At 69.5% G+C, this 20382-nt stretch carries 22 protein-coding genes; 15 read left to right on the forward strand and 7 right to left on the reverse strand.

The genetic code is table 11. The annotated features are described in order from the left end of the window. Window positions 1–6: 6 nt before the first annotated feature. From AB0L75_RS23920 to AB0L75_RS23940, 5 genes are all read left to right on the forward strand, one after another. Entirely contained in the window at window positions 7–759 is a 753-nt protein-coding gene (locus tag AB0L75_RS23920; protein WP_365184119.1) for a response regulator transcription factor, read from the forward strand. Window positions 760–884: 125 nt separating this feature from the next. Further along, window positions 885–1082 carry a hypothetical protein gene (locus AB0L75_RS23925; protein ID WP_365184121.1) on the forward strand — a complete coding sequence of 66 codons (198 nt, stop codon included), beginning with the start codon at window positions 885–887 and terminating at the stop codon, window positions 1080–1082. Between the two features lie 50 nt (window positions 1083–1132). Continuing rightward, window positions 1133–1681, forward strand: a complete 549-nt coding sequence (locus AB0L75_RS23930; RefSeq protein WP_365184123.1) for a pilus assembly protein TadG-related protein — start codon at window positions 1133–1135, stop codon at window positions 1679–1681. 16 nt (window positions 1682–1697) lie between these two features. Beyond that, window positions 1698–2282 (forward strand): hypothetical protein, encoded by a 585-nt coding sequence (locus AB0L75_RS23935; protein ID WP_365184125.1) that lies wholly within the window; start codon window positions 1698–1700, stop codon window positions 2280–2282. A 7-nt stretch (window positions 2283–2289) separates the two neighbouring features. After that, entirely contained in the window at window positions 2290–2901 is a 612-nt protein-coding gene (locus AB0L75_RS23940) for an OmpA family protein (protein WP_365184128.1), read from the forward strand. A gap of 182 nt (window positions 2902–3083) precedes the next feature. On the opposite strand, the gene AB0L75_RS23945 is transcribed toward AB0L75_RS23940, so the two are convergent. Beyond that, on the reverse strand, window positions 3084–3488 hold the full coding sequence (locus AB0L75_RS23945) for a DUF192 domain-containing protein (RefSeq protein ID WP_365184131.1): 405 nt from the start codon (window positions 3486–3488) through the stop codon (window positions 3084–3086). Between the two features lie 88 nt (window positions 3489–3576). Here AB0L75_RS23945 and AB0L75_RS23950 point away from each other — a divergent pair, with 88 nt between their 5' ends. Genes AB0L75_RS23950 through AB0L75_RS23965 form a run of 4 tightly spaced genes read left to right on the forward strand, consistent with a single transcriptional unit; the run spans window position 3577 to window position 5555 of the window. Beyond that, window positions 3577–4449, forward strand: coding sequence for an LLM class flavin-dependent oxidoreductase (locus AB0L75_RS23950; protein WP_365184134.1), 873 nt, complete (start codon window positions 3577–3579; stop codon window positions 4447–4449). A 47-nt stretch (window positions 4450–4496) separates the two neighbouring features. Further along, window positions 4497–5006 (forward strand): GNAT family protein, encoded by a 510-nt coding sequence (locus tag AB0L75_RS23955; protein ID WP_365184136.1) that lies wholly within the window; start codon window positions 4497–4499, stop codon window positions 5004–5006. Window positions 5007–5022: 16 nt separating this feature from the next. Continuing rightward, window positions 5023–5406 (forward strand): nucleoside deaminase, encoded by a 384-nt coding sequence (locus AB0L75_RS23960; RefSeq protein ID WP_365184139.1) that lies wholly within the window; start codon window positions 5023–5025, stop codon window positions 5404–5406. After that, window positions 5406–5555 carry a hypothetical protein gene (locus AB0L75_RS23965; protein WP_365184141.1) on the forward strand — a complete coding sequence of 50 codons (150 nt, stop codon included), beginning with the start codon at window positions 5406–5408 and terminating at the stop codon, window positions 5553–5555. Before AB0L75_RS23960 ends, AB0L75_RS23965 begins: the two co-directional genes overlap by 1 nt. On the opposite strand, the gene AB0L75_RS23970 is transcribed toward AB0L75_RS23965, so the two are convergent. Then, a complete protein-coding gene (locus AB0L75_RS23970; protein ID WP_365184144.1) occupies window positions 5539–6036 on the reverse strand; it encodes a DinB family protein in 498 nt (165 codons plus the stop codon). The two genes, AB0L75_RS23965 and AB0L75_RS23970, sit on opposite strands and share 17 nt — an antisense overlap. A gap of 52 nt (window positions 6037–6088) precedes the next feature. Here AB0L75_RS23970 and AB0L75_RS23975 point away from each other — a divergent pair, with 52 nt between their 5' ends. The 5 genes from AB0L75_RS23975 (at window position 6089) to AB0L75_RS23995 (ending at window position 12710) form a co-directional block, all read left to right on the forward strand. Then, window positions 6089–6874, forward strand: a complete 786-nt coding sequence (locus tag AB0L75_RS23975) for a methyltransferase domain-containing protein (protein ID WP_365184146.1) — start codon at window positions 6089–6091, stop codon at window positions 6872–6874. Window positions 6875–7651: 777 nt separating this feature from the next. Next, the gene (locus AB0L75_RS23980) at window positions 7652–8425 is read left to right on the forward strand and encodes an isoprenyl transferase (RefSeq protein ID WP_365184149.1); all 774 of its coding nucleotides are present in this window, start codon (window positions 7652–7654) and stop codon (window positions 8423–8425) included. A 373-nt stretch (window positions 8426–8798) separates the two neighbouring features. After that, a complete protein-coding gene (locus tag AB0L75_RS23985) occupies window positions 8799–10124 on the forward strand; it encodes a PhoH family protein (RefSeq protein WP_365184151.1) in 1326 nt (441 codons plus the stop codon). Between the two features lie 417 nt (window positions 10125–10541). Continuing rightward, the gene (locus AB0L75_RS23990; protein WP_365184154.1) at window positions 10542–11240 is read left to right on the forward strand and encodes a transglycosylase SLT domain-containing protein; all 699 of its coding nucleotides are present in this window, start codon (window positions 10542–10544) and stop codon (window positions 11238–11240) included. 141 nt (window positions 11241–11381) lie between these two features. Beyond that, window positions 11382–12710: an AI-2E family transporter gene (locus tag AB0L75_RS23995; protein ID WP_365184156.1), complete on the forward strand. Its 1329-nt coding sequence runs from the start codon at window positions 11382–11384 to the stop codon at window positions 12708–12710. On the opposite strand, the gene AB0L75_RS24000 is transcribed toward AB0L75_RS23995, so the two are convergent. The 5 genes from AB0L75_RS24000 to AB0L75_RS24020 all read right to left on the reverse strand — a co-directional run bounded on the left by AB0L75_RS24000 (window position 12666) and on the right by AB0L75_RS24020 (window position 19246). Then, on the reverse strand, window positions 12666–13118 hold the full coding sequence (locus AB0L75_RS24000; protein ID WP_365184159.1) for a hypothetical protein: 453 nt from the start codon (window positions 13116–13118) through the stop codon (window positions 12666–12668). The two genes, AB0L75_RS23995 and AB0L75_RS24000, sit on opposite strands and share 45 nt — an antisense overlap. Before the next feature lie 72 nt (window positions 13119–13190). Next, the gene (locus AB0L75_RS24005; protein ID WP_365184161.1) at window positions 13191–17189 is read right to left on the reverse strand and encodes an SGNH/GDSL hydrolase family protein; all 3999 of its coding nucleotides are present in this window, start codon (window positions 17187–17189) and stop codon (window positions 13191–13193) included. 91 nt (window positions 17190–17280) lie between these two features. Then, window positions 17281–17823, reverse strand: coding sequence for a hypothetical protein (locus AB0L75_RS24010; protein WP_365184164.1), 543 nt, complete (start codon window positions 17821–17823; stop codon window positions 17281–17283). 322 nt (window positions 17824–18145) lie between these two features. Continuing rightward, complete coding sequence (locus AB0L75_RS24015) at window positions 18146–18688, reverse strand: alkyl hydroperoxide reductase (RefSeq protein WP_365184166.1); 543 nt, start codon at window positions 18686–18688, stop codon at window positions 18146–18148. Between the two features lie 3 nt (window positions 18689–18691). Next, window positions 18692–19246 (reverse strand): peroxiredoxin, encoded by a 555-nt coding sequence (locus tag AB0L75_RS24020; protein WP_023547062.1) that lies wholly within the window; start codon window positions 19244–19246, stop codon window positions 18692–18694. A gap of 134 nt (window positions 19247–19380) precedes the next feature. Here AB0L75_RS24020 and AB0L75_RS24025 point away from each other — a divergent pair, with 134 nt between their 5' ends. After that, entirely contained in the window at window positions 19381–20379 is a 999-nt protein-coding gene (locus tag AB0L75_RS24025; RefSeq protein ID WP_365184168.1) for a LysR substrate-binding domain-containing protein, read from the forward strand. The last annotated feature ends 3 nt before the right edge of the window (window positions 20380–20382 follow it).

The following is a 20382-nucleotide window of genomic DNA, read 5'->3' on the forward strand; positions in this document are numbered from 1 at the left end:
AGCGCCATGCAGCACAGTCAGCCCTGGCCGGAGGTTCCCCCACCGTCCCCTCCTCCGCTGCGCCTGTTGGTGGCCGACGACAACCCCGTGGTCAGGGCGGGCCTGACGGCCCTGCTCTCGGGCCGGGACGACACCACGGTGGTGGCGGAGGCGACGGACGGCCGTGAGGCGTACGAGGCGGCGCTACGACACCGCCCGGACGTCATCCTCCTCGACGTCCGCATGCCCGGAGTCGACGGAATCTCGGCATTGCCGCACCTGGTGCGGCTGGCGCCGGTCATGATGCTCACCTACAGCCATGAGACGGAGACCGTGCGGGAGGCGTTGCGGCTGGGGGCAGGGGGATACCTGGTACACGGCGAGTTCACGACGGAGCAGTTGGTGAGGGCGGTCCGGGATGTCCGGGAGGGCCGGCCGCATGTGACGCCGGGAGCGGCGAAGGCGTTGCTGATGCAGCTACGGGCAAACACACCTGCACACGCAAACCCTCAAGTCCCGTACTTCTTAGGCGAAAACTCGCCCCAAGAGCTTTCGCAACTGCAATCCTCTATGGGACAGTCGTTCCGTTCACGTTTCCGGCTGAGTGCGAGGGAGGCGGAGATCATGGACCTCATCGCGTCCGGCATGACCAACCAGCAGATCGCCGCCGCCTGCTTCATCTCCGAGAAGACGGTCAAGAACCACATCAACCGCATCTTCGCCAAACTCCAGACCACCACCAGGTCCCAGGCGGCCGCGAAGTGGCTGGGGGTGGCGTGAGGTGAGGGCGCGGGGGAGTGCCAACGGCGCCGAATGGGCCCGGCCTTGGGCCCAGGGGCCCTCTGGCAGGTACGCGGTTCCGGCCTACGTTGTCCGGATCGCAGGCGAACCCGGAGGGGACCACCATGAGCAACTGGTTCAACACCACCGTCGCATACCTGCAGGCCCGGGTCGCCCGCAGCGACAAGGGCCAGACCGCCGTGGAGTACCTGGGCATCATCGCGGTGGTGGTGGCGATCGTCCTGGCGATCACGGGGACGAGCATCGGCCAGACGATCTTCGATGCGATCACGAGCAAGATCACCCAAGTGACCGGTGGCTGATTCCCCCGCGTAACGATGCAGGGCAGGCCTTCCCCATCTACATCACGGTGGTGGCGGGCCTGCTCTTTCTTGCGTTGGCCTACCTTGCGGTGGGCCAGGCCGCGGTGAACCGGAGCAGCGCACAGACAGCGGCGGACGCGGCGGCGCTGGCGGCAGCCCAGAAGACCCGCGACCAGCTCGCGGGCATGTGGGTGGCTGACGTAGGCGACCCGACCAAGTGGCAGGACATCTTCGACGGGGTCGGGGGCGTCGACTTCTGCTCGCGTGCCGTCCAACTCGCCTCCGACAACGGCGCGACGGCGGGCTGCCAGTTCCGACGGCCGCGGAGCTACAAAGTCGACGCGACGACGATCAAGCCCGTGGGCGACTCCGTCGTACCCGGCACCGAGAACCAGCATGCGACGGCGCACGCGATCGCCGTGATCGAACCCCTCTGTAAGTTCAAGCTCCCCGCTGACGGTGCCAAGGGTGCTGACCTGCCCCAACTGACCTGCAGGGACAAGGTCTGGCATCCGAAGCCGGACGACACGACCGGGCTCCCGAAGCCTCAAGACCTCTTCGACGTCCACCTGGCCGACTCACCAGCGAACGATCAATGACGAAGGAAGCGAAGCGATGAGCATTCGGTTCACTGCGAAGGCCCGCAGGGGGATGGTCGCATTGACCGTTGCGGCTGGTCTGGCCGTCGGTGTGGCCGGTTGCGGCGGAGGCGGCGGAGGCGATGACAAGAAGCCGGGCAGTTCGGCGTCCGCGTCCCGGACCGGTGGCTCCGGCCCGAGCGCCCAGGAAGGGCAGTCGGACCAGCCGCTGGCCGAGTTGCACGGGTCGGACGGCCTGCTGCTCCAGATCACCTCCGCTCAACGCGATGCGGGCGGCTTTGTGACGGTCAACGGCACCTTGAAGAACGACGGAGCCCAGACCATGGTGATCCCCTCCGCGCTGAGCGGCACCGAAACAGAGATCATCAAGAACGGCAAGTCCTTCGGCGGCGCCACGCTGGTCGATCCGCAGGGCAAGAAGCGGTACTACGTGCTGCGGGACACCGACGGCCGCCCGCTGACCACCACCGGTTTCACCGCGCTCAAGGCCGGCGCCACCCTGGCCGTGTTCATGCAGTTCCCGGCCCCACCCGCGAACACGGACGGGGTGGAATTCCAGCTGCCGACGTTCTCCTCCGCCACCATCAAGATCTCCGGATGAGGCCGAAGTGACCACCACCCGTCTCGCCCTCACCCTCACCGCCGTGACCCTCCTGCTCACCGTCACCCCGGCCCGGGCCGACGACACGGACCCGAGTCAGCCCCCCGTCACCGAGCCGTCCGCCACCGCCCCGGTGAAGATCGACCCCACCGACCCGGACCTGAAGCTCCCGGAAGGTGCCACCCTCGCCGCGCCCAAGGTGCTGGACATCAAGTCGGTCGTCGAGGACCAGAGCGGGGACGAGCGACGCGAGGACACGAACGCCGATGTCACCTTCGCCCTGCAGGCCGAGGTCCTCTTCGGCAAGGACAGCGCCAAGCTCGGCGACGACGCGAAGTCCCGGATCGCCACCATCGCCGAGGAGATCAAGAAGCAGAAGGCGAACCAGATCCGTGTCTTCGGCTTCACCGACAACCTCGGCTCCGCCGCCCACGGCGACATCCTGTCCAGGCAACGCGCCAACGCCGTCCAGGCCGTCCTGGACCAGGACCTGAACGACCCGAACGTCACCTTCGAGGTCCGCGGCTACGGCGAGCAGTACCCGATCGCCGACAACTCCACGGAGGAGGGCCGGAAGAAGAACCGCCGCGTCGAGGTGTCGTTCCCGCGAGGCGAGTAGCACATGCAAGAAGCGGCGGAACGTGCTGACAAGATCCTCGACGGGACATTCGCCGCCATCAGGCCGGCCGTTCACTGGACCCACGGGGAGTCTACGGAGGGCGGCTTCGACGGGTGAGAACTGAGGCACAGGCCGCGGGTCGCCTCGACCTCCCTGGGGGCCTGGTGACCTTATTGGTAGGCCTACTCGACCTCGACTGCGACCCGAACTCCTACCTTCAGTCCCCAGCGCGCCATTGTCCCCGCCCCCGCCTCCAGCACGTGCCGTGCCCGCAGCCGGGGCCGGCCCAGGCGGCCCGGTTCCATCGTGCGGACGGCGAGCACGGTCAGGCGGCGGTCCAGGTAGGCGACGTCGATCGGGATCCGCATCCCGAAGGTGTGCACCCCGCTCGCCGGTGACAGCAGCATCGCCCCGTCGACCGAGTCCCGGCCCAGCAGCCCCTTCGTCCGGGCCCGGTAGGAGGCCGCGATCTCCAGCGGGAGGACCACGGGGAGGACCACCGGGGCCATCGGATCCCCCTCGCCCCCCTCGCCCTCCTCCCTCGGCACGATCAACCTCGCCGTCCCGTCCCGCCAGCGTCTACCCATGTCCCCTCCCACAGCCCCGAGGTGCAGCCAACTCACCGGTGTGGAAATCCGGTTGCCACCCCACTTCCTCCCCACTAGGAAGGCGTCCATGACTGGACTCGGTGTTGTCTTCCGCCCCCAGCTTCCGCCTGAGCGGCTGCGGGCGGTGGCCCGTGCGGCGGACGAAGCGGGACTCGAGGAACTGTGGCTGTGGGAGGACTGTTTCCTGGAGGGCGGGATCTCGACCGCCGCCGCGGCGCTCGCGTGGACCGAGCGGGTGCGCGTCGGTGTCGGGCTGCTGCCCGTGCCGCTCAGGAACGCGGCCGTGACCGCGATGGAGGCCGCCTCCCTGCACCGGATGTTCCCCGGCCGCGCGACCCTTGTCGTCGGCCACGGTGTCCAGGACTGGATGGGTCAGGTCGGTGCCCGCGCCGCCTCCCCGCTCACCCTCCTCGGCGAGCATCTCGACGCCCTGCGCGGCCTGCTGGGAGGCGATCGGCTCACCGTGCGGGGGCGGTACGTCTCTCTCGACGATGTCGCCCTCGACTGGCCGCCGGAGCGGGCCGTGCCCGTCTTCGCCGGGGCCACCGGGCCGCGCACCCTCCGTCTCTCCGGCGCCAAGGCCGACGGGACCCTGCTCACCGCCTCCACCTCCCCGGACGGCGTACGGCGGGCCCGGCAGCTCATCGAGGAGGGGCAGAAGGAGGCGGGGCGCGGTGAGCATCACCCGGTCGTCGTCTATCTGCTCGCCGCCACCGGAGCCGGCGCCGCCGCCCGGCTGCGGGCCGAACTCGCCGGCGAAGGACTGGAGTCGGCCTCGGGCGTGGGGGTGGCGGGCGACGCGGGGGCCGTGGCCGCGGCCGTACGGCGGCTCGCCGGGGCCGGTGCCGACACCGTCGTGCTGCAGCCGACCGCGGACGAGCCCGACCCGGAGGGATTCGTGCGGTTCGCCGCCGAGGAAGTCCGCCCGCTGGTGCCGTAACCGCAGGTGGCGAGGCGTTGTCAGTGGCGGCTGCCAGACTGCCTGCCATGACCGACGAACATGGCGGGCACAGCGAGGACAGTGAGCACGGTGAAGTGAGCCTGCGGGGCGTCTCGGACGACGACCTGTTCGTCTTCCTCGCCTATGAGCACGACCCGGAGGCGGTTCGGCGGTCGAGATTCACCCCCCGGCCGCGGGACGCCTTCCTGCGGCACTGGCGCGAGCGTGTGCTGGGCGATCCGGACTGTGTCGTGCGGACGGTCACGGTGGGCGGCGAGGCCGCCGGGCATGTCGTCTCCTGGACGGAGAGCGAGCGGCGGTTCGTCGGGTACTGGCTCGGGCCGCCGTACTGGGGTCGCGGCGTCGGCACCCGCACGCTCGGCCTCTTCCTGGAGCTGGAGCGCATACGGCCGTTGTACGCCGACCCCTTCCACGAGAACACCGCCTCCGTCCGCCTGCTGGAGAGACACGGCTTCCAGCGCGCCGGCACCGTCCGGCACGGGGAGGACGAGCACATCCTCCTCGTCCTCGACGGGCCCGAGAGCGGCCGCCCCTGATGACCGGCTGCCCCCGATGACCGGCCTCCCCACGCCCTGGCAGCTGCCCTTCGAGCTGGCCTGGGAAGCGCTGCGGGCCGGCAGCAGGCCCGTCGGCGCGGTGCCGTACGACCCGGAAGGCCACGTCGTCGCGGCCGGGCGGAACCGTAGCCGGGAGACCGACGCCCCGCCGGGCCAGCCGGCCGGTACGGACCTCGCGCACGCCGAGATCAACGCCCTCGCCCAGCTGCCGGCCGGCCGCCGTCACCCCGGTCACCGGCTGCACACCACCCTCGAACCCTGCCTGCCGTGCGGCAGCGCGCTGATCCACGCCCATGTCCCGCAGGTCGGCGGCGCGATCGGTGCCCGCTGGGCGCGGCGGGGCCGTTGCGGCCGCTCGCCCTGTTCGGTGGGCTGCTGATGCAGCTGTGGGTCGCGCTGCACACCCCGGAGCGGGCGGCGGCGCAGGCCCTCGCGCGGCGCCCGCTGGACGCCGGCGTGCTCGACGCGCCGACCGGCGGGGCGGCCTACGTCCTGGCCGCCCCCTGTCTCGTCAGCTCCGGCCGGTGACCGGCGGGTGGTCGCCGGTGGCGCCGTCGATCAGCTCCCGCAGGATGTCCATGTGCCCGGCGTGCCGTGCGGTCTCCTCGACCATGTGGACCAGGGTCCAGCGCAGGCTGACCGTGATGTCCCGCCAGGCCGGGCTGCCCTGGGCGTCCAGCGGCAGCCCGGTGATCACGGCGTCGGCGGCGGCGCGGGCACGGCCGTAGAAGGCGACGATCCGCTCCGTCGTCTCCTCCGGGGTGACTCGCATGTCGTCGTGCGGGTCGAACCACAGCGGCTCGGCCTCGCCGCCGAACGTCTCCACGAACCAGCCGTACTCCACGCTGGCCAGATGCTTGACCAGGCCCAGCAGGTTGGTGCCGGTCGGTGTCATCGGCCGGCGCAGCTGCTCGTCGTCGAGGCCCTGCAGCTTCCACAGCACGGCGTCCCGGTGCCGGTTGAGGCTCGTGTGCAGCGTCTGCTTCTCTCCGGCGGAGTAGGTCGTCATACCGGCGGAAATTAGCAGGCCGTCCCGGCAGCGTCCTGCGATCATGGCCGACATGGCTGTGAACCCGTCCTTCGAAGACCTTCTGGCCGAGGGCGCGGCCGTGCCGACCGAGGGATGGGACTTCTCCTGGTTCGAGGGGCGGGCGAGCGAGGAGCGGCCCTCGTGGAGGTATGCCGTGTCGGCGGGGGAGCGGCTGGCCCGGGCGCAGGCGGCGCTCGACATCCAGACCGGCGGCGGTGAGGTGCTGGACTTCGCGCTGGGCAGGGCCGAGCCGGCCCGGCCGGTGCTGGCCGCGGCGACGGAGGGCTGGCCGCCGAACGTGGCGAAGGCCACCGCCCTGCTCCGGCCGCGCGGTGTGGTGGTCGTCGCCGCCCCGGACGACGCGCCGCTGCCGTTCGCCGACGAGGCGTTCGATCTGGTGCTCAGCCGGCATCCGGTGCGTCCGCACTGGGAGGAGATCGCCCGGGTGCTGCGGCCCGGCGGCACGTACTTCGCCCAGCATGTGGGGCCGGCCAGCGTCTTCGAGCTGGTCGAGTACTTCCTCGGGCCGCAGCCGGCAAAGGTGCGCTCCGGCCGGGCCCCCGAGCGTGAGCGGGCCGATGCCGAGGCGGCGGGCCTTCAGGTGGCCGGGCTGCGGGCGGAGCGACTGCGGATGGAGTTCCACGACATCGCCGCCGTCGTCCATTTCCTGCGCAAGGTGGTGTGGATGGTCCCGGGTTTCACGGTGGAGGCGTACGAACCCCGGCTCCGCGCGCTGCACGAACGGATCGAGCGGGAGGGCCCGTTCGTCGCGCACAGCGCCCGGCATCTCTTCGATGTGCGCAAGCCGGCCCGCTGACGAACCGGCCTCCGCGGTGAAATCGGCTGAAAACGGCGGTGGTTCATCCGGAGTTTGCCGCGAGTTTCCACATCGTTATCTCCTCCGGTTCACATCAGTCCCACCTGTCACGTAAGTTCAGACCAAGGTAATTCGCGTCAGCAAAGCTGCGCGGGCGGCACCGCGCGGTGGAGGGGGCTGCGCGGTGCCGTGAAGCCCGGTGATCCCGCCGCGCCCGCGTAGCGGAATCGTCAAGTCACCATTCACTGGCCGGGTAGCCCGTCGGGGGGACTCCGGGACGACATGCCGACAGATCCCCAAGATGGCCCAAACCATCTGGATCCCTCCGAATCACTTCGTATCCGACCGGTTTTCCCTGAGATTCCGCTGTGAATCGGCCGTGCCGCACCACTGAATCCAGCATTCCGCGCCCACCGGGGCGTCGCCGGATGATTCCGGAGAGTAGTTGTCTCGCGCTGATGCACCCACCATCCCTTACGAAGGGTTATGGTGGAAACCCCCCCTCGGGCCGGTCCGTCTCCCCCCCACGGACCGGCCCGTTTTTTCGCTCCGCCTCCGGAACCGCTCGGCGAGCGATCCGCGTCCTTACTAAAAGGGGCGCGGGGCCGTGTCTGCCATGCGGCTACCGTCGCGACGGGGGAGCCGACAAGCCCCCACCGGCCCGCAGCGGTCGCCGCACCCTTCCCACCCAAACCCCGAGCCAGAGCCGGACCCCGGCGGGGGTAGGCTTCAACGGCTCCGGCACCCATATCCCCCGCCAATCCCCCGGAGGGCCACGTGAACCTGCGCGACAACCTGCGCAGCCTGCTCGTCAGGCTCTACGCACGCCGGGTGGAGGGCCACCTCGACCACGATCAGGTGCCCAAGCACATCGGCGTCATCATGGACGGCAACCGCCGCTGGGCGAAGGCGTCCGGCTCCACCACCGTCCACGGCCACCGGGCCGGTGCCGAGAAGATTGAGGAGTTCCTCGGCTGGTGCACCGAGACCGACGTCGAGGTCGTCACCCTGTGGCTGCTGTCCACGGACAACTTCGACCGGCCGCAGGACGAACTCGTCCCGCTGCTCGGCATCATCGAGGACGTGGTCCGCACCCTCGCCGCCGACGGCCGCTGGCGCGTGCACCACGTCGGCACGACGGACCTGCTGCCGGGCGGCATGCAGCGCACCCTGAAGGAGGCCGAGGAGGCCACCGCCCACATCGACGGCATAGTGGTCAACGTGGCCATCGGCTACGGCGGCCGGCAGGAGATCGCCGACGCCGTGCGCTCCATGCTGCTCGACGCCCAGGACAAGGGCGTGTCGATGGAGGACCTCGCCGAGTCCGTCGACATCGACATGATCGGCCGTCATCTCTACACCGGCGCACAGCCCGACCCGGACCTCGTCATCCGCACCAGCGGCGAGCAGCGACTGTCCGGATTCATGCTGTGGCAGACCGCGCACTCGGAGTACTACTTCTGCGAGGTCTTCTGGCCGGCCTTCCGCAAGGTCGACTTCCTGCGCGCGCTGCGCGACTACGCCGCACGTCACCGCCGTTACGGCGGCTGAGGCCCACCGGACGCCCCGCTGACCACCACGGCAGCGGGGCGCTCCGTATACCCCGGTTCGGGTGGGCGTAACGAGGAGTTCACCGGCGCGCTGTTGGCTGCTTTTGCATGGCAGTGCATGTTCGAGGGCATAAGCCAAGCAGGTCGACGCCCGAACCACGGGCGTCGGATCTCAGCGGGCGGCACGGGGCCGTCCGCCCGGGAGGCCCTTTGCACCAGCCCGATCGTGCGGTCACTGCACGGAAGCAGCCGCGGAGGGCCGGTTCTCGGCCCGCCGTACGCGCGGGCGGGACACCGGCCGTGGTTCCCCCACCCTCCCGGCCCGGCATCCACTCCGTCGCTCCCCGACCTCATCCGAGGGGGTACGTCCTTCCGTGGTGACCAGCACAAAGCGCCACAAGCCAGACCGGCGCACCTATGTTCTCGACACCAGCGTCCTGCTGGCCGACCCGAACGCCCTGACCCGCTTCGACGAGCACGAGGTCGTGCTCCCCATCGTGGTGGTCACGGAGCTGGAGGCCAAGCGGCACCATCCGGAACTCGGCTACTTCGCCCGCCAGGCCCTGCGCCTGCTGGACGACTACCGGGTGAAGAACGGTCGCCTCGACGCCCCCATCCCGATCGGGGAACTCGGCGGGACGGTCCGGGTCGAGCTGAACCACTCGGACCCCAGCGTGCTGCCCACCGGCTACCGCCTGGGGGACAACGACTCACGCATCCTCGCGGTGGCCCGCAATCTGCAGGCCGAGGGGTACGACGTCACCGTCGTGTCGAAGGACCTGCCGCTGAGGATCAAGGCATCCTCGGTCGGGCTGCTCGCCGAGGAATACCGCGCCGAACTCGCCATCACGGAGAACTCCGGCTGGACCGGAATGTCCGAACTGACCCTCTCCGGCGAGCAGGTGGACATCCTCTTCGAGGAGGGCCATGTGTATGTGCCGGAGGCCTCCGACCTCCCCGTGCACACTGGCCTGACCATCCAGTCCGAGCGCGGCAAGGCGCTCGGCCGCATCACCGCCGAGGGCAACGTCCGCCTGGTGCGCGGCGACCGGGAGGCGTTCGGCATCAAGGGCCGCAGCGCCGAGCAGCGCATCGCGCTCGATCTGCTGCTCGACCCGGACGTCGGGATCGTCTCGATGGGCGGCCGGGCCGGCACCGGCAAGTCGGCGCTGGCGCTGTGCGCGGGCCTGGAGGCGGTCCTGGAGCGCCGCCAGCACCAGAAGGTGATGGTCTTCCGGCCGCTGTACGCGGTCGGCGGGCAGGAGTTGGGCTATCTGCCGGGCAGCGAGGCGGAGAAGATGAGCCCGTGGGCGCAGGCCGTCTTCGACACGCTCTCCGCCGTCACGACCCGTGAGGTCATCGAGGAGGTCACCGCGCGCGGGATGCTGGAGGTGCTCCCGCTCACCCACATCCGTGGCCGCTCACTGCACGACGCGTTCGTGATCGTGGACGAGGCGCAGTCCCTGGAGCGGAATGTCCTGCTGACCGTTCTGTCCCGAATCGGCGCCAATTCACGGGTCGTTCTCACCCATGACGTGGCACAGAGGGACAATCTGCGGGTCGGTCGCTACGACGGAGTGGTCGCCGTCGTGGAGAAGCTGAAGGGGCACCCGCTCTTCGCCCATGTCACGCTGACCAGGTCCGAGAGGTCCCAGATTGCCGCGCTTGTGACCGAAATGCTGGAGGACGGTCACATCTGACCCCTCCGTCGCATCTGCCCTGCCCCACACGGAAGTTGGCGCCGTCCGGCAAAGGCCAAGAGCCTAGCCGGGCGGCGCCGTCGCTCGTGGAGCTTTCCAGAAATCCCCAAGGGCAAACGAGATGTGAGCTTTCACACTCAACGCAGAATTGCCACGCGGCGTCCGGTTGCGGCAGAGTCTCACTCCTGTCAGGCCCCGCATACGACACAGCAGTACCCCCAGCGGTACAGCGCCACAGAAGCACCACCAACTCCATACAGTTCGTCGTATGCCGCCCGAGCACCACGCGGCGCTCCTCGTGAAGGAGTTGCCCACCGGGCCCGCGCCTCCCGTGACCCCGCAGTTGGGAGGCCAGTGTCAGGGGCACGATTGCGTCCGCCAGGGTCACCGAAGCGGGCGATGCTGGAAGGAAACCGTGTGAGCCGGATTTCGGTCCGGGGATTCGCAGTGGCCTCGGCCACCGCGGTCACCGCCGTCGGAAGCGTCGTCGGAGTTGCCTCGGGCAGCGTCGCGCAGAACAACAACGACGCCGAGGCGCCGGCAGCCGACACCACGCTCCTCGCGGACATACCCGAGGGTCAGCAGGCCCAGGTCCAGTCCGCGTCCCTGACGCAGCAGGCCGACGCCCAGGCCATCGCCGCGGACGCGAGCGCCAAGAAGGACGCCGAGGCAGCGGCCCGCAAGGCGGCCGCCGACACGGCGTACGCGAAGAAGGCGGCCGCTGAGAAGGCGGCGGACGACGCCAAGAAGCGCGCCGAGATGAAGACGGCGGCCAGCCGCAGCGGTGACAGCAGCGACGCGAACTTCCCCGTTCAGTCCTCGTACACGGTGGCGCAGGTCCAGGCCATCGCACGGCAGATCGTGCCGGCCGGCCAGTTCCAGTGCTTCAGCAACATCGTGGACCACGAGTCCACCTGGAACTACCAGGCGGTCAACGCCTCCTCCGGCGCCTACGGCCTCGTGCAGGCCCTGCCCGCCGGCAAGATGGCGTCCGCGGGCGCCGACTGGCGGACCAACCCGGCCACCCAGATCAAGTGGGGCCTGAACTACATGAACGTGCGGTACGGCAGCCCCTGCGACGCCTGGTCGTACTGGCAGGCGAACGGCAACTACTGAGGCCCGGCCGCGGCTCTCAACCTCACGAAGCCCCTCCCCGTCCTCAGGGGAGGGGCTTTCGCCCTGTACGGTCGTACCCGGATACCTCCAGGGGGAGGAGAGGTGGCGAGCACGCGGGGACGCGGGGGAAGAGGACGGATCATGTCGCGAGTGCCTGGGTGGCTCGGCCGGCTCGGTGCCGGGCTCACCGAGATGAGCGAGCGCCTGGACGAACGCCGCGCGGAGGTCGAGCACGAGAGCGACCCGGACACCCCGCTCACCGAGCCCGAACGCCCCGACGCGGCCCCCGCCGCTCCGGCCGCCGCCACCCCGCCACCCGCCCCCAGGCCCGCGCCGCCGGCCGGCCCCCGCCCCGACCCGGCCCAGGCAGTGCCCTGGGGGGTCCGGGTCGCCGCCGAGGCCGGCTGGCGGCTGCTCGTCCTCGCCGGAACCCTCTGGGTCCTGATGCGGGTCATCAGCGCCATCCAGCTGGTGGTGTTCGCCTTTGTCATAGCCCTGCTCGTCACCGCGCTGCTCCAGCCGACCGTCGCCCGGCTCACCCGCCGCGGAGTGCCGCGCGGCCTCGCCACCGCCCTCACCGCGATCAGCGGGTTCGTCGTCATAGGGCTGATGGGCTGGTTCGTGACCTGGCAGGTCATGGAGAACATCGACTCCCTCTCCACCCAGATCCAGTCCGGCATCGACGACCTGCGCAACTGGCTGCTGAAGAGCCCGTTCCACGTCACCGACAAGCAGATCAACCAGATCGCCAAGAACCTCCGCGAGGCGATCGGCGCCAACGCCGACCAGATAACGTCCGCCGGCCTGGAGGGCGTCCAGGTCATCGTCGAGACCCTGACCAGCATTCTGCTGGTGTTCTTCTCGACGCTGTTCCTGCTCTACGACGGCAAGCGCATCTGGGAGTGGTTCCTGAAGCTGGTGCCCGCCGCGGCCCGCCCCGGCGTGGCCGGCGCCGGCCCGCGCGCCTGGCGCACCCTGACCGCCTACGTCCGCGGCACGGTTCTGGTCGCCCTGATCGACGCGACCTTCATCGGCATCGGCATCTACTTCCTGGACGTGCCGATGGCCGTCCCGCTGGCCGTGTTCATCTTCCTGTTCTCGTTCATCCCGCTCGTCGGCGCGGTCGCCTCCGGCGCGCTCGCGGTGATCGTGGCGCTGGTGACCCAGGGCGTCTTCACGGCCGTCATGACCCTGGTGGTCGTGCTCGCGGTCCAGCAGATCGAGGGCCATGTCCTGCAGCCGTTCATCCTGGGCCGCGCCGTCCGCGTCCACCCGCTGGCGGTCGTCCTCACGGTCGCGGCCGGCGGCATGGTGGCCGGCATCGGCGGCGCGGTGGTCGCCGTACCGCTGGTGGCGGTGACCAACACGGTGGTGGGATATCTGCGCGTGTACTCCGAGGAAGTGGCCGCGAAGAAGATCGAGCCGTCAGCCGTAGAGGACGACCATGGAGCCGAGGAACAGCGCGGCTGAGGCGGCGAGCGCCGCAGTCCGGTAGCGGCTCCACGCGGCGAGCGCCCACGCGTACGACCAGGCCCCGCCCGCGAGGGCGACGGCCCACCAGCCGGCCGCCGTGTGTGCGGCAGAGAGAGGGATCGGCGCCAGCACGAGCGTCGGCGGGATGACGGCGAGCCGCGGCCTGATGTCCAGCCGCTTGTAGACCACGAGCAGCACGATCAGGGCGACGGTGAACAGCAGGGGGACGGCTGTCAGATTCCATCCGGTGAAGCAGAGGGAGTCGGTTGTCCGGCAGATCCGGTCGCTGCGCTGCCCGGCCCATGAGAGGTAGGCCCGGGCGCCGGCGGCCAGAACCGCTCCTGTGACGGCCGCGCCCAGCACCCGCGGCAGGACGGACTGTGGTTCCGTGCGGGAGGTGGTCATGCCTGGAGCCTTCCGTAGGCAACGGCCGGGGGCCTGAGTACGGATACTCAGGCCCCCGGGGTCAGTTGTGGGTCACGGCTTCCGAAGCGTCTGTTCGAGGGTGTCCGCGTAGATGCGGGCCCCGGCGATCTTCGGGTGGAGGCTCTGCATGGACGCGTTCGGGCCTTCGGTGTCCGCCTTCTCCCGCCCGTTCTCCACGATGGCGTTGATGGTCTCCGGATTGCCGCAGGCCGCCTTGCCGTCGAAGTTGGTCCGCGGGTCGGCGAAGACCGCCCACGTGCCGGCGTCCTGCTCGGCGGCGCCCTTCATCTCGGTCGCGAGATCGTCGGCCAGAGTCCGTACCCAGTCGTTCTCGACGGTCTCGTAGGCGCCGGGGAAGCAGCTGTGGTCCTTCTCCACCAGGCGCGGGTAGCCCATGAGGACGACCTTCGCGTTCGGGGCCTTGGCGTGGATGGTGTTCAGCGTGAGGGCGATCTGCGGCCGCACGGAGTCGTGCAGCCACTTCGGCGCCCAGTCCTTGAGGGGGCCGGTGGTGCCGCCCGTCGACTTGCCGGTCGCGGGGTCGACGTTGTCCAGTTCCGAGTACGGGCAGGTGGTCGTCTGCGGATCGGCGATGTCGATGCACTTGCCCATGACGTCGCTGAAGCGGGCGTCGTTGCCGCCGATGCTGAGCGTCACCAGGGTGGTGTTCTGGTCCAGGTACCCGGTGTCGATCTGCGGCAGCTCGCCGGACAGGTCCTGGTTGAGGATGTTGTAGGTGCGAGCCCCGGAGCAGGCCACGAAGTGGTAGTCCAGCTGCGGGTCAAGGCCGTCGGCCATGGCACCGATGGAGCTGGAGTAGCCCGGCAGGGTCGCCTGCCTCGACCAGGCCAGCTTGGAACGGTGGCACTTGTCGACTTCCTTGTCGTTCTGCTTGTCGGGATGGTCGGTCTCCGCGAACAGGTCCGAACCGTTCTCCCCGGTGACCCCCTCACCCGAGGAATAGGAGTCGCCCATGGCGACGACGAAGTTGGCCGGCTTGCCCGCGAGCGGCTGGAAGGCGACCGCACCCCAGGCGATGTCCTCGTCGGCGGTTCCGTCCTTGTCCTTGGTCGAGTTCGACAGTTCCACCCGCGGGGTACCGGTGAAGTGGAACGCGCCCAGGCTGACCCATCCGCCCGCGCGCTGGAGCACGACCCGCTTGGGACTCAGGCTGTCCGTGCCCAGCACGTTGTATGCGGCCTGCCGGGTCTGCGCGCCGGTGTCGGGAAGGTGGACGAGAACGCGCGCCCAGTTGAGGCTCTGGTTGAGGGTCCAGGTGCCGTCGATGGTCATGTAGCCGCCCGGGCCACCGTAGTGGTCGGTGTCGCGGGTGTGGGTGTACCAGTAGTGGCCGCCGTAGCCGCCGCCCACCGAGTGCAGGTCGGCCTTCGCCTCGTAGCGGCCCTCGGTGCCGGGGTTGAACGAGAACTGGAAACTTCCCGCGGACTTGATCGGCCCGCAGTTGTCGTCCCAGGACGGCGTTCCGTCCGGGACAGAGGCGACGACCTTGGAACCGGACGGGGCGCCGGAGCACACCGGCGTACCGACCTGGAGCCGGTAGCCGCGCCCCGGTTCCTGCACCAGGGACTGGTACTTGATGCTCTCGTGGCCGCAGCTGGTGGCGCAGTCGGCCTTCCAGGTCACGTTGGGCTGGTTCCACCAGAACTGCGCGTAGCACTCGGCGTCCGGGCACTTGGGCGGCGTGTTGGGATCGCAGTTGTTCTTGGTGTTGCAGAACGCGCTCAGCTGCGGCTGGACGGCGATGCGCTGGGCGGGCAGGGTCCACCAGGCGGGCCGGAAGCCGGCCGAGGAGAAGCCGGACTCGCCGGGCCAGTCCTGACGGCCGGAGGTGGCGTAGGAGAGGCCGGTGTCCTGGGACCAGGCGGCCCAGCCCATCACCTTCTCCTCGTACGGCCAGTCCTGCGGATGGGCCGCGTCCTTGTTGGCCGCCGGTCCGTCCACGTCGGTGTTCATGAACGGGTGGCCCCAGCCCTTGGCGTAGATCGGGTTGGCCGGGTTGTTGTACCAGCCCAGGCCCCAGTGCCCGGAGTGCTTGCCGGCCTCCGACGGAGGGTTGAAGCCGAGGTTGTAGTTCCACACGGCGGTGAACCAGTTCTCCACCATGGACGGATCGTCGTTGTTGACGGTGATCTTCTGGCCGTCCTTGTGGACCTCGTTCCACTTGTCGGCGAGGATCTTCAGGGAGGCGGCGACGTTCGTCGCGTAGTCGATCGCGACCAGCTTCTGCAGCCCCGGGGACAGGCTGGTCTCGTGGGGCTTCTCGTGACCGGCCAGACGCATGCCGTCGGTCACCTGGCCGACGCCGTAGCCGCAGTCGGACTCGTCCCAGTTGATCTGCCAGTAGGCGGCCGGGTCGTTGGGGTCGGCCTTGTGGCCGTAGTAGCCGTCGACGGCGGCCAGCGGGTTGCCCATCTGACCGGGGATCGACCCGCCCTCGGCCTGCCACAGATTGGACTCCTGGGCCATGATGCCGAGGACCACGTTGGCCGGGATCCTGCCGTTGCCCGTCAGCTTCGGCAGCGGGAACAGGGCCTGCGGGTCGACGGTGCCGATGCCGGCCTGGCCGCGGTATCCGCCCTGACGGATGAAGCTGGCGCTCAGATCACCGCGTACGGCCATGTCGACCGCCCACTCGACCTGGTTCGAGGTCGGCTGCAGCGCCTGCACCTTGACATCGTTGCGTGATACGGCGCACCAGCGGTCGTCGTCGGTCGGCGAGCCGGCGGTCAGGCCCGCCTTCGAGGAGGCGCCCTTCGGCCGGTGCGTCCCGGTGGCCGCGGGGAGGGCCGGGGAGGGATCGTTCCCCGAGCCGTCGACGGCGTCCTGCCGCACGCTCTGGGTCAGCCTGGTCCCGGTGGTGGTGGCGGTGCTGGTGACCGTCAGGGGTTCGGCGCCGGCGGTGCCGGGCGCCGCGGTGTGCGGGGCGGGTTCCTGGGACTTCGTGAAGCCCTTGCCCCCGTCCTTGATGTGCGTCAGGCCCGCGTGCACACCGGGGGTGAGCACCGGGTCGATGGCGAGACGGCCCTGGGAGGACACATCGGTGCCGGCCGGGGCGGCGAGGCGGGTGACGCCGGTTCCCGCGGTGGCGGGTGTGCCCTTGGGGCGGCCGGTGAGGAAGACCCTGCCCGCATCGCCCTGCACGAGGTCGAGGTCGCCGAGCCTGCCCGAGGCGATGCCCTTCGGCTTGCCGCGCCCGGTGAACAGTTCGGCATTCGCCGTGGAGTCGCCCAAGCGGGCGACGAAGGCGATCGTGCCGTCGGCGGCGGGCCGGATGTCGAACGGCGCACTGTCCGCGTTCGCGAGGTTCTTCACCCTGCCGGAGAGGTCGAGGTGGACCAGGCGGCTGCCGAGTGCGGCGACCGTGCCGTCCTTCACCGGTACGGCACTCGTGAACTCACCCTTGGCCGCCACCGTGCCCGTGGTCTTCCCGGCCGTATTCACGGTGATGACGCGGGTGCGTGTGCTCGCGGCGTCGTTCATGTCCCTGAAGCCGGTGAACGCGGCCTGGTGCGTGGTCGTGTTGCAGGACGGGTCGAAGGACGCCAGCGACGCGGTGAAGGGCAGCTTCGTCACCTTGCCGGTCGTCAGATCGACGACGGCGGCGAACGCGCCGCCCTGCATCAGGTCGGGCTTGTTGGTGAAGGTGCGCGGCGCATAGACGACGGCCGCGTGCGAGCGGTCCATCAGGCACTGGTTGCCGATCCACGAATCCGCCGGCATGCCCGGCTCCGACAGGAGCGCGACGGTCTTCCACGTGTAGGCCTTGTCGCTGTCGGCGACGAGAATGCGCAGACCGTCCGCGTCGGCGGCGGCGGTGACCGCGCGGTCGGAACTGTTCTGCCAGCCCTTGCCGAGCTTCTCGCCCGGGTTCTGTATCGCGCCAGGGGGCGCCGGTGGTGTGGTGGGGTGGGCGGAGGGGCGGGAATTGGGAGTGGCGTCGGCGGGTGCCGCCTGGAGCAGACCGCCGGTCACTGCGGCGCAGGCCGCAAGGGCCACCAGGGGCGCGCGATTTCTTCGCTTGAAACGCAAGGGAGTTCCCCGATTTCCGGTTCAGTGGCGCAACAAGACGGACTCCACGCGAGATGCGTGGAGTCCCGGTGCACGGATCGTTCAGCGGCTGCTAGTCGCAGTTCGTGCTGTCCGTGACGTTGTTGATGAGGAGCGTGCTCGAGCTGGAGGTGGTGGAACTCATCAGTGACGTGACCGTGCCGCAGCCGCCGTGGTTGCGGTAGACGGGTCCGGCGTACTGGGAGTAGACGCCCGCGTCACTCGCGCAGCCCTCTGCCGTGTAGTTCGAGCAGAGCTTGATCTTCATCCACTTCTTGCCGACCGTGTTGTTGTCGAGAATGGCGCACGTGGGGGCGTCATTGCTGGAGGGGTTGTTTCCCTTGACGTAGACGAAGAGAGTCCCCAGGCGCGACGAGTCGGGCAGCATGTCCGCCTTGTAGAGGTTGTATCCCGTACCGCAGACGGTCGCGCCTGCCGCGACCCCCTTGGGATTGGCGGCGGCTATCGCCTTCGTGTGCTGGTCGGCCTTGCCGGAGATGCTGGGAACCGCCTGGTCGGCGGCGGCGACCTGCGGAGCGGTGACACTGAGGATGCCCAGGCCGGCGGCGGCAGCGGCCAGGACGGTCCGTGCCGAGACATGGCTGAGTACGGACATGAGAGGTTCCCCCTCTGAAAAACATTCAAGTAGCCGCCGGTGCATGTGATTCGGCGGCGGGAAAGCGGTCTCTGTGAGCCAATCAGATCGCGTCCGTGACTGTCGATCGGTAATTCTGTGAGAGAAGTGGAGAGTTGTATTCCGCTATGACGCTACGCGTGTGGAAATTTCTTACCCGAAGGGGAGAATCGGGCAATAGCCCGACCCCTTTGTTCACTCGTGGCTCCGGTGCGGAGCGGGGTGAGTGGCGCACGTCACGTCAATGGACATGCGAAAGCCCCTGCCCATCGGATGGGCAGGGGCTTTGATGCGCCGGGACGGGTTACTCGGCCGACTCGGCAAGCACGGCCTCGGCGTCCAGCGTGACGCCGACCGCCTGGATCACCGAGGCGATCTTGAATGCCTCCTGGACGGCCTCGCGGTCCACGCCGGCCTTGCGCAGCACCTGCTCGTGCGAGTCCAGGCACAGGCCGCAGCCGTTGATCGCGGAGACCGCGAACGACCACAGCTCGAAGTCGACCTTCTCCACGCCCGGGTTGCCGATGACGTTCATCCGCAGACCCGCGCGCAGGGTGCCGTACTCGTGGTCCGACAGCAGATGGCGCGTCCGGTAGAAGACGTTGTTCATCGCCATGATGGCGGCGGCCGACTTGGCGGCCGTGTACGCCTCCGGCGACAGGTTCGCCTTCGCCTCCGGCTCCAGCTCACGCAGCACGATCGGGGACCGCGAGGCGATGGCGGTCGCCAGCACGGTGCCCCACAGCTGCTGCGCGGGCAGCTCGGAGTTGCCGATGACCGAGCCCAGGTTGAGCTTCAGGTCCTTGGCGTAGTCCGGGACGCGGGACTTCAGCGAGTCGAGCGACATGGGTCACTCACCAGCCAGCAGCGCGACCGGGTCCAGGGTGTCCTCGCCCTTGCTCCAGTTGCACGGGCACAGCTCGTCGGTCTGCAGGGCGTCCAGCACCCGCAGGACCTCCTTGGGGTTACGGCCCACGGAACCGGCGGTGACCATGGTGAACTGGATCTCGCGGTTGGGGTCGACGACGAAGACCGCGCGCTGCGCGAAGCCGTCCTCGCCCTCGATGCCGAGGTCGCGCATCAGCTCGTGCTTGGAGTCGGCCATCATCGGGAACGGCAGGTCGGTCAGGTCCGGGTGGTCCTTGCGCCAGGCGTGGTGGACGAACTCGGAGTCACCGGAGAAGCCGAGGATCTGGGCGTCGCGGTCGGCGAACTCGTCGTTCAGCTTCCCGAACGCGGCGATCTCGGTCGGGCAGACGAAGGTGAAGTCCTTCGGCCATGCGAACACGACCAGCCACTTGCCCTCGTAGGACTTGTGGTGGATCTGCTCGAACTCCTTGCCCTTCTCCAGCGAGACGCAGGCGGTCAGTTCGAACTCGGGGAACTTGTCACCGACAGTGAGCACACGCTCTCCTTGCAGCGAAGAATCGCCCCTTTTGGGGGCTTTTCTCATGGGGTTGGACGTTGTCGATGGTGGCATAATCTGCATTGATTAGAGAAATAGCTACAATCGGTCGCGTTGATCGGAGGTAGCTATCAGTGACCATCAGTAACGGCAAGCGGAGGCAGCCGAGCCTCGCCCAGCTGCGTGCCTTCGCCGCTGTCGCCGAGCATCTGCACTTCCGGGACGCGGCGGCCGCCATCGGGATGAGCCAGCCCGCCCTGTCGGGCGCGGTCTCGGCGCTGGAGGAGACCCTCGGGGTGACCCTCCTTGAGCGTACGACGCGCAAGGTGCTGCTCTCGCCCGCCGGTGAGCGGCTCGCGGTACGGGCGAAGGCGGTGCTGGACGCGGTCGGGGCACTGCTGGAGGAGGCCGAGGCGGTCCGGGCGCCGTTCACGGGTGTCCTGCGGCTCGGGGTGATCCCCACGGTCGCGCCGTACCTCCTGCCGACCGTGCTGCGGCTCGTCCATGGGTGCTACCCGCACCTCGACCTCCAGGTGCACGAGGAGCAGACCGCCAGCCTGATCGACGGCCTGGGCTCCGGCCGCCTCGACCTGCTGTTGCTGGCGGTCCCGCTCAGTGTGCCCGGGGTCGTCGAACTCCCCCTGTTCGACGAGGACTTCGTGCTCGTCACCCCGCTCGACCACTGGCTCGGCGGCCGCGAGGGCATCCCGCGCGAGGCCCTGAAGGAGCTGAACCTGCTCCTCCTGGACGAGGGCCACTGCCTGCGCGACCAGGCCCTGGACATCTGCCGCGAGGCAGGCCTGGGATTCAAAGGGACGGGGCGAAGCCCCTCGGTTGAGGGTGGTGGTGGGCGACGGGCGGGCGCCCCGGTGACCACGACGGCGGCCGGACTCTCCACCCTCGTCCAGCTGGTGGCGGGCGGCCTCGGCTGCACCCTGCTGCCGCGCACCGCGCTGAAGCTGGAGACCACCCGCAGCAGCCAGCTCCTCACCGGCTACTTCGCCGAGCCCGCCCCGAGCCGCCGGGTCGCTCTCGCGATGAGGGCGGGGGCGGCCCGCTCCGCGGAGTACGAGGAGTTGGCCTCGGCTCTGCGCGGTGCGCTGGGCGCGCTGCCGGTGCGGGTTCTGGACTGACAG

This window comes from Streptomyces sp. NPDC052101 (assembly GCF_040680235.1).
Lineage (GTDB): Bacteria > Actinomycetota > Actinomycetes > Streptomycetales > Streptomycetaceae > Streptomyces.

Excerpts from the sequence above, each read along its gene's own strand:
- AB0L75_RS23955 (WP_365184136.1), top strand. The coding sequence starts at position 4,497 with ATGACCGACGAACATGGCGGGCACAGCGAGGACAGTGAGCACGGTGAA.
- AB0L75_RS23995 (WP_365184156.1), top strand. The coding sequence starts at position 11,382 with ATGTCGCGAGTGCCTGGGTGGCTCGGCCGGCTCGGTGCCGGGCTCACC.
- AB0L75_RS23920 (WP_365184119.1), top strand. The coding sequence starts at position 7 with ATGCAGCACAGTCAGCCCTGGCCGGAGGTTCCCCCACCGTCCCCTCCT.
- AB0L75_RS23960 (WP_365184139.1), top strand. The coding sequence starts at position 5,023 with ATGACCGGCCTCCCCACGCCCTGGCAGCTGCCCTTCGAGCTGGCCTGG.
- AB0L75_RS24015 (WP_365184166.1), bottom strand. The coding sequence starts at position 18,688 with ATGTCGCTCGACTCGCTGAAGTCCCGCGTCCCGGACTACGCCAAGGAC.
- AB0L75_RS23970 (WP_365184144.1), bottom strand. The coding sequence starts at position 6,036 with ATGACGACCTACTCCGCCGGAGAGAAGCAGACGCTGCACACGAGCCTC.
- AB0L75_RS23935 (WP_365184125.1), top strand. The coding sequence starts at position 1,698 with ATGAGCATTCGGTTCACTGCGAAGGCCCGCAGGGGGATGGTCGCATTG.
- AB0L75_RS23925 (WP_365184121.1), top strand. The coding sequence starts at position 885 with ATGAGCAACTGGTTCAACACCACCGTCGCATACCTGCAGGCCCGGGTC.
- AB0L75_RS23975 (WP_365184146.1), top strand. The coding sequence starts at position 6,089 with ATGGCTGTGAACCCGTCCTTCGAAGACCTTCTGGCCGAGGGCGCGGCC.
- AB0L75_RS23945 (WP_365184131.1), bottom strand. The coding sequence starts at position 3,488 with ATGGGTAGACGCTGGCGGGACGGGACGGCGAGGTTGATCGTGCCGAGG.
- AB0L75_RS24000 (WP_365184159.1), bottom strand. The coding sequence starts at position 13,118 with ATGACCACCTCCCGCACGGAACCACAGTCCGTCCTGCCGCGGGTGCTG.
- AB0L75_RS24010 (WP_365184164.1), bottom strand. The coding sequence starts at position 17,823 with ATGTCCGTACTCAGCCATGTCTCGGCACGGACCGTCCTGGCCGCTGCC.
- AB0L75_RS23965 (WP_365184141.1), top strand. The coding sequence starts at position 5,406 with ATGCAGCTGTGGGTCGCGCTGCACACCCCGGAGCGGGCGGCGGCGCAG.
- AB0L75_RS23950 (WP_365184134.1), top strand. The coding sequence starts at position 3,577 with ATGACTGGACTCGGTGTTGTCTTCCGCCCCCAGCTTCCGCCTGAGCGG.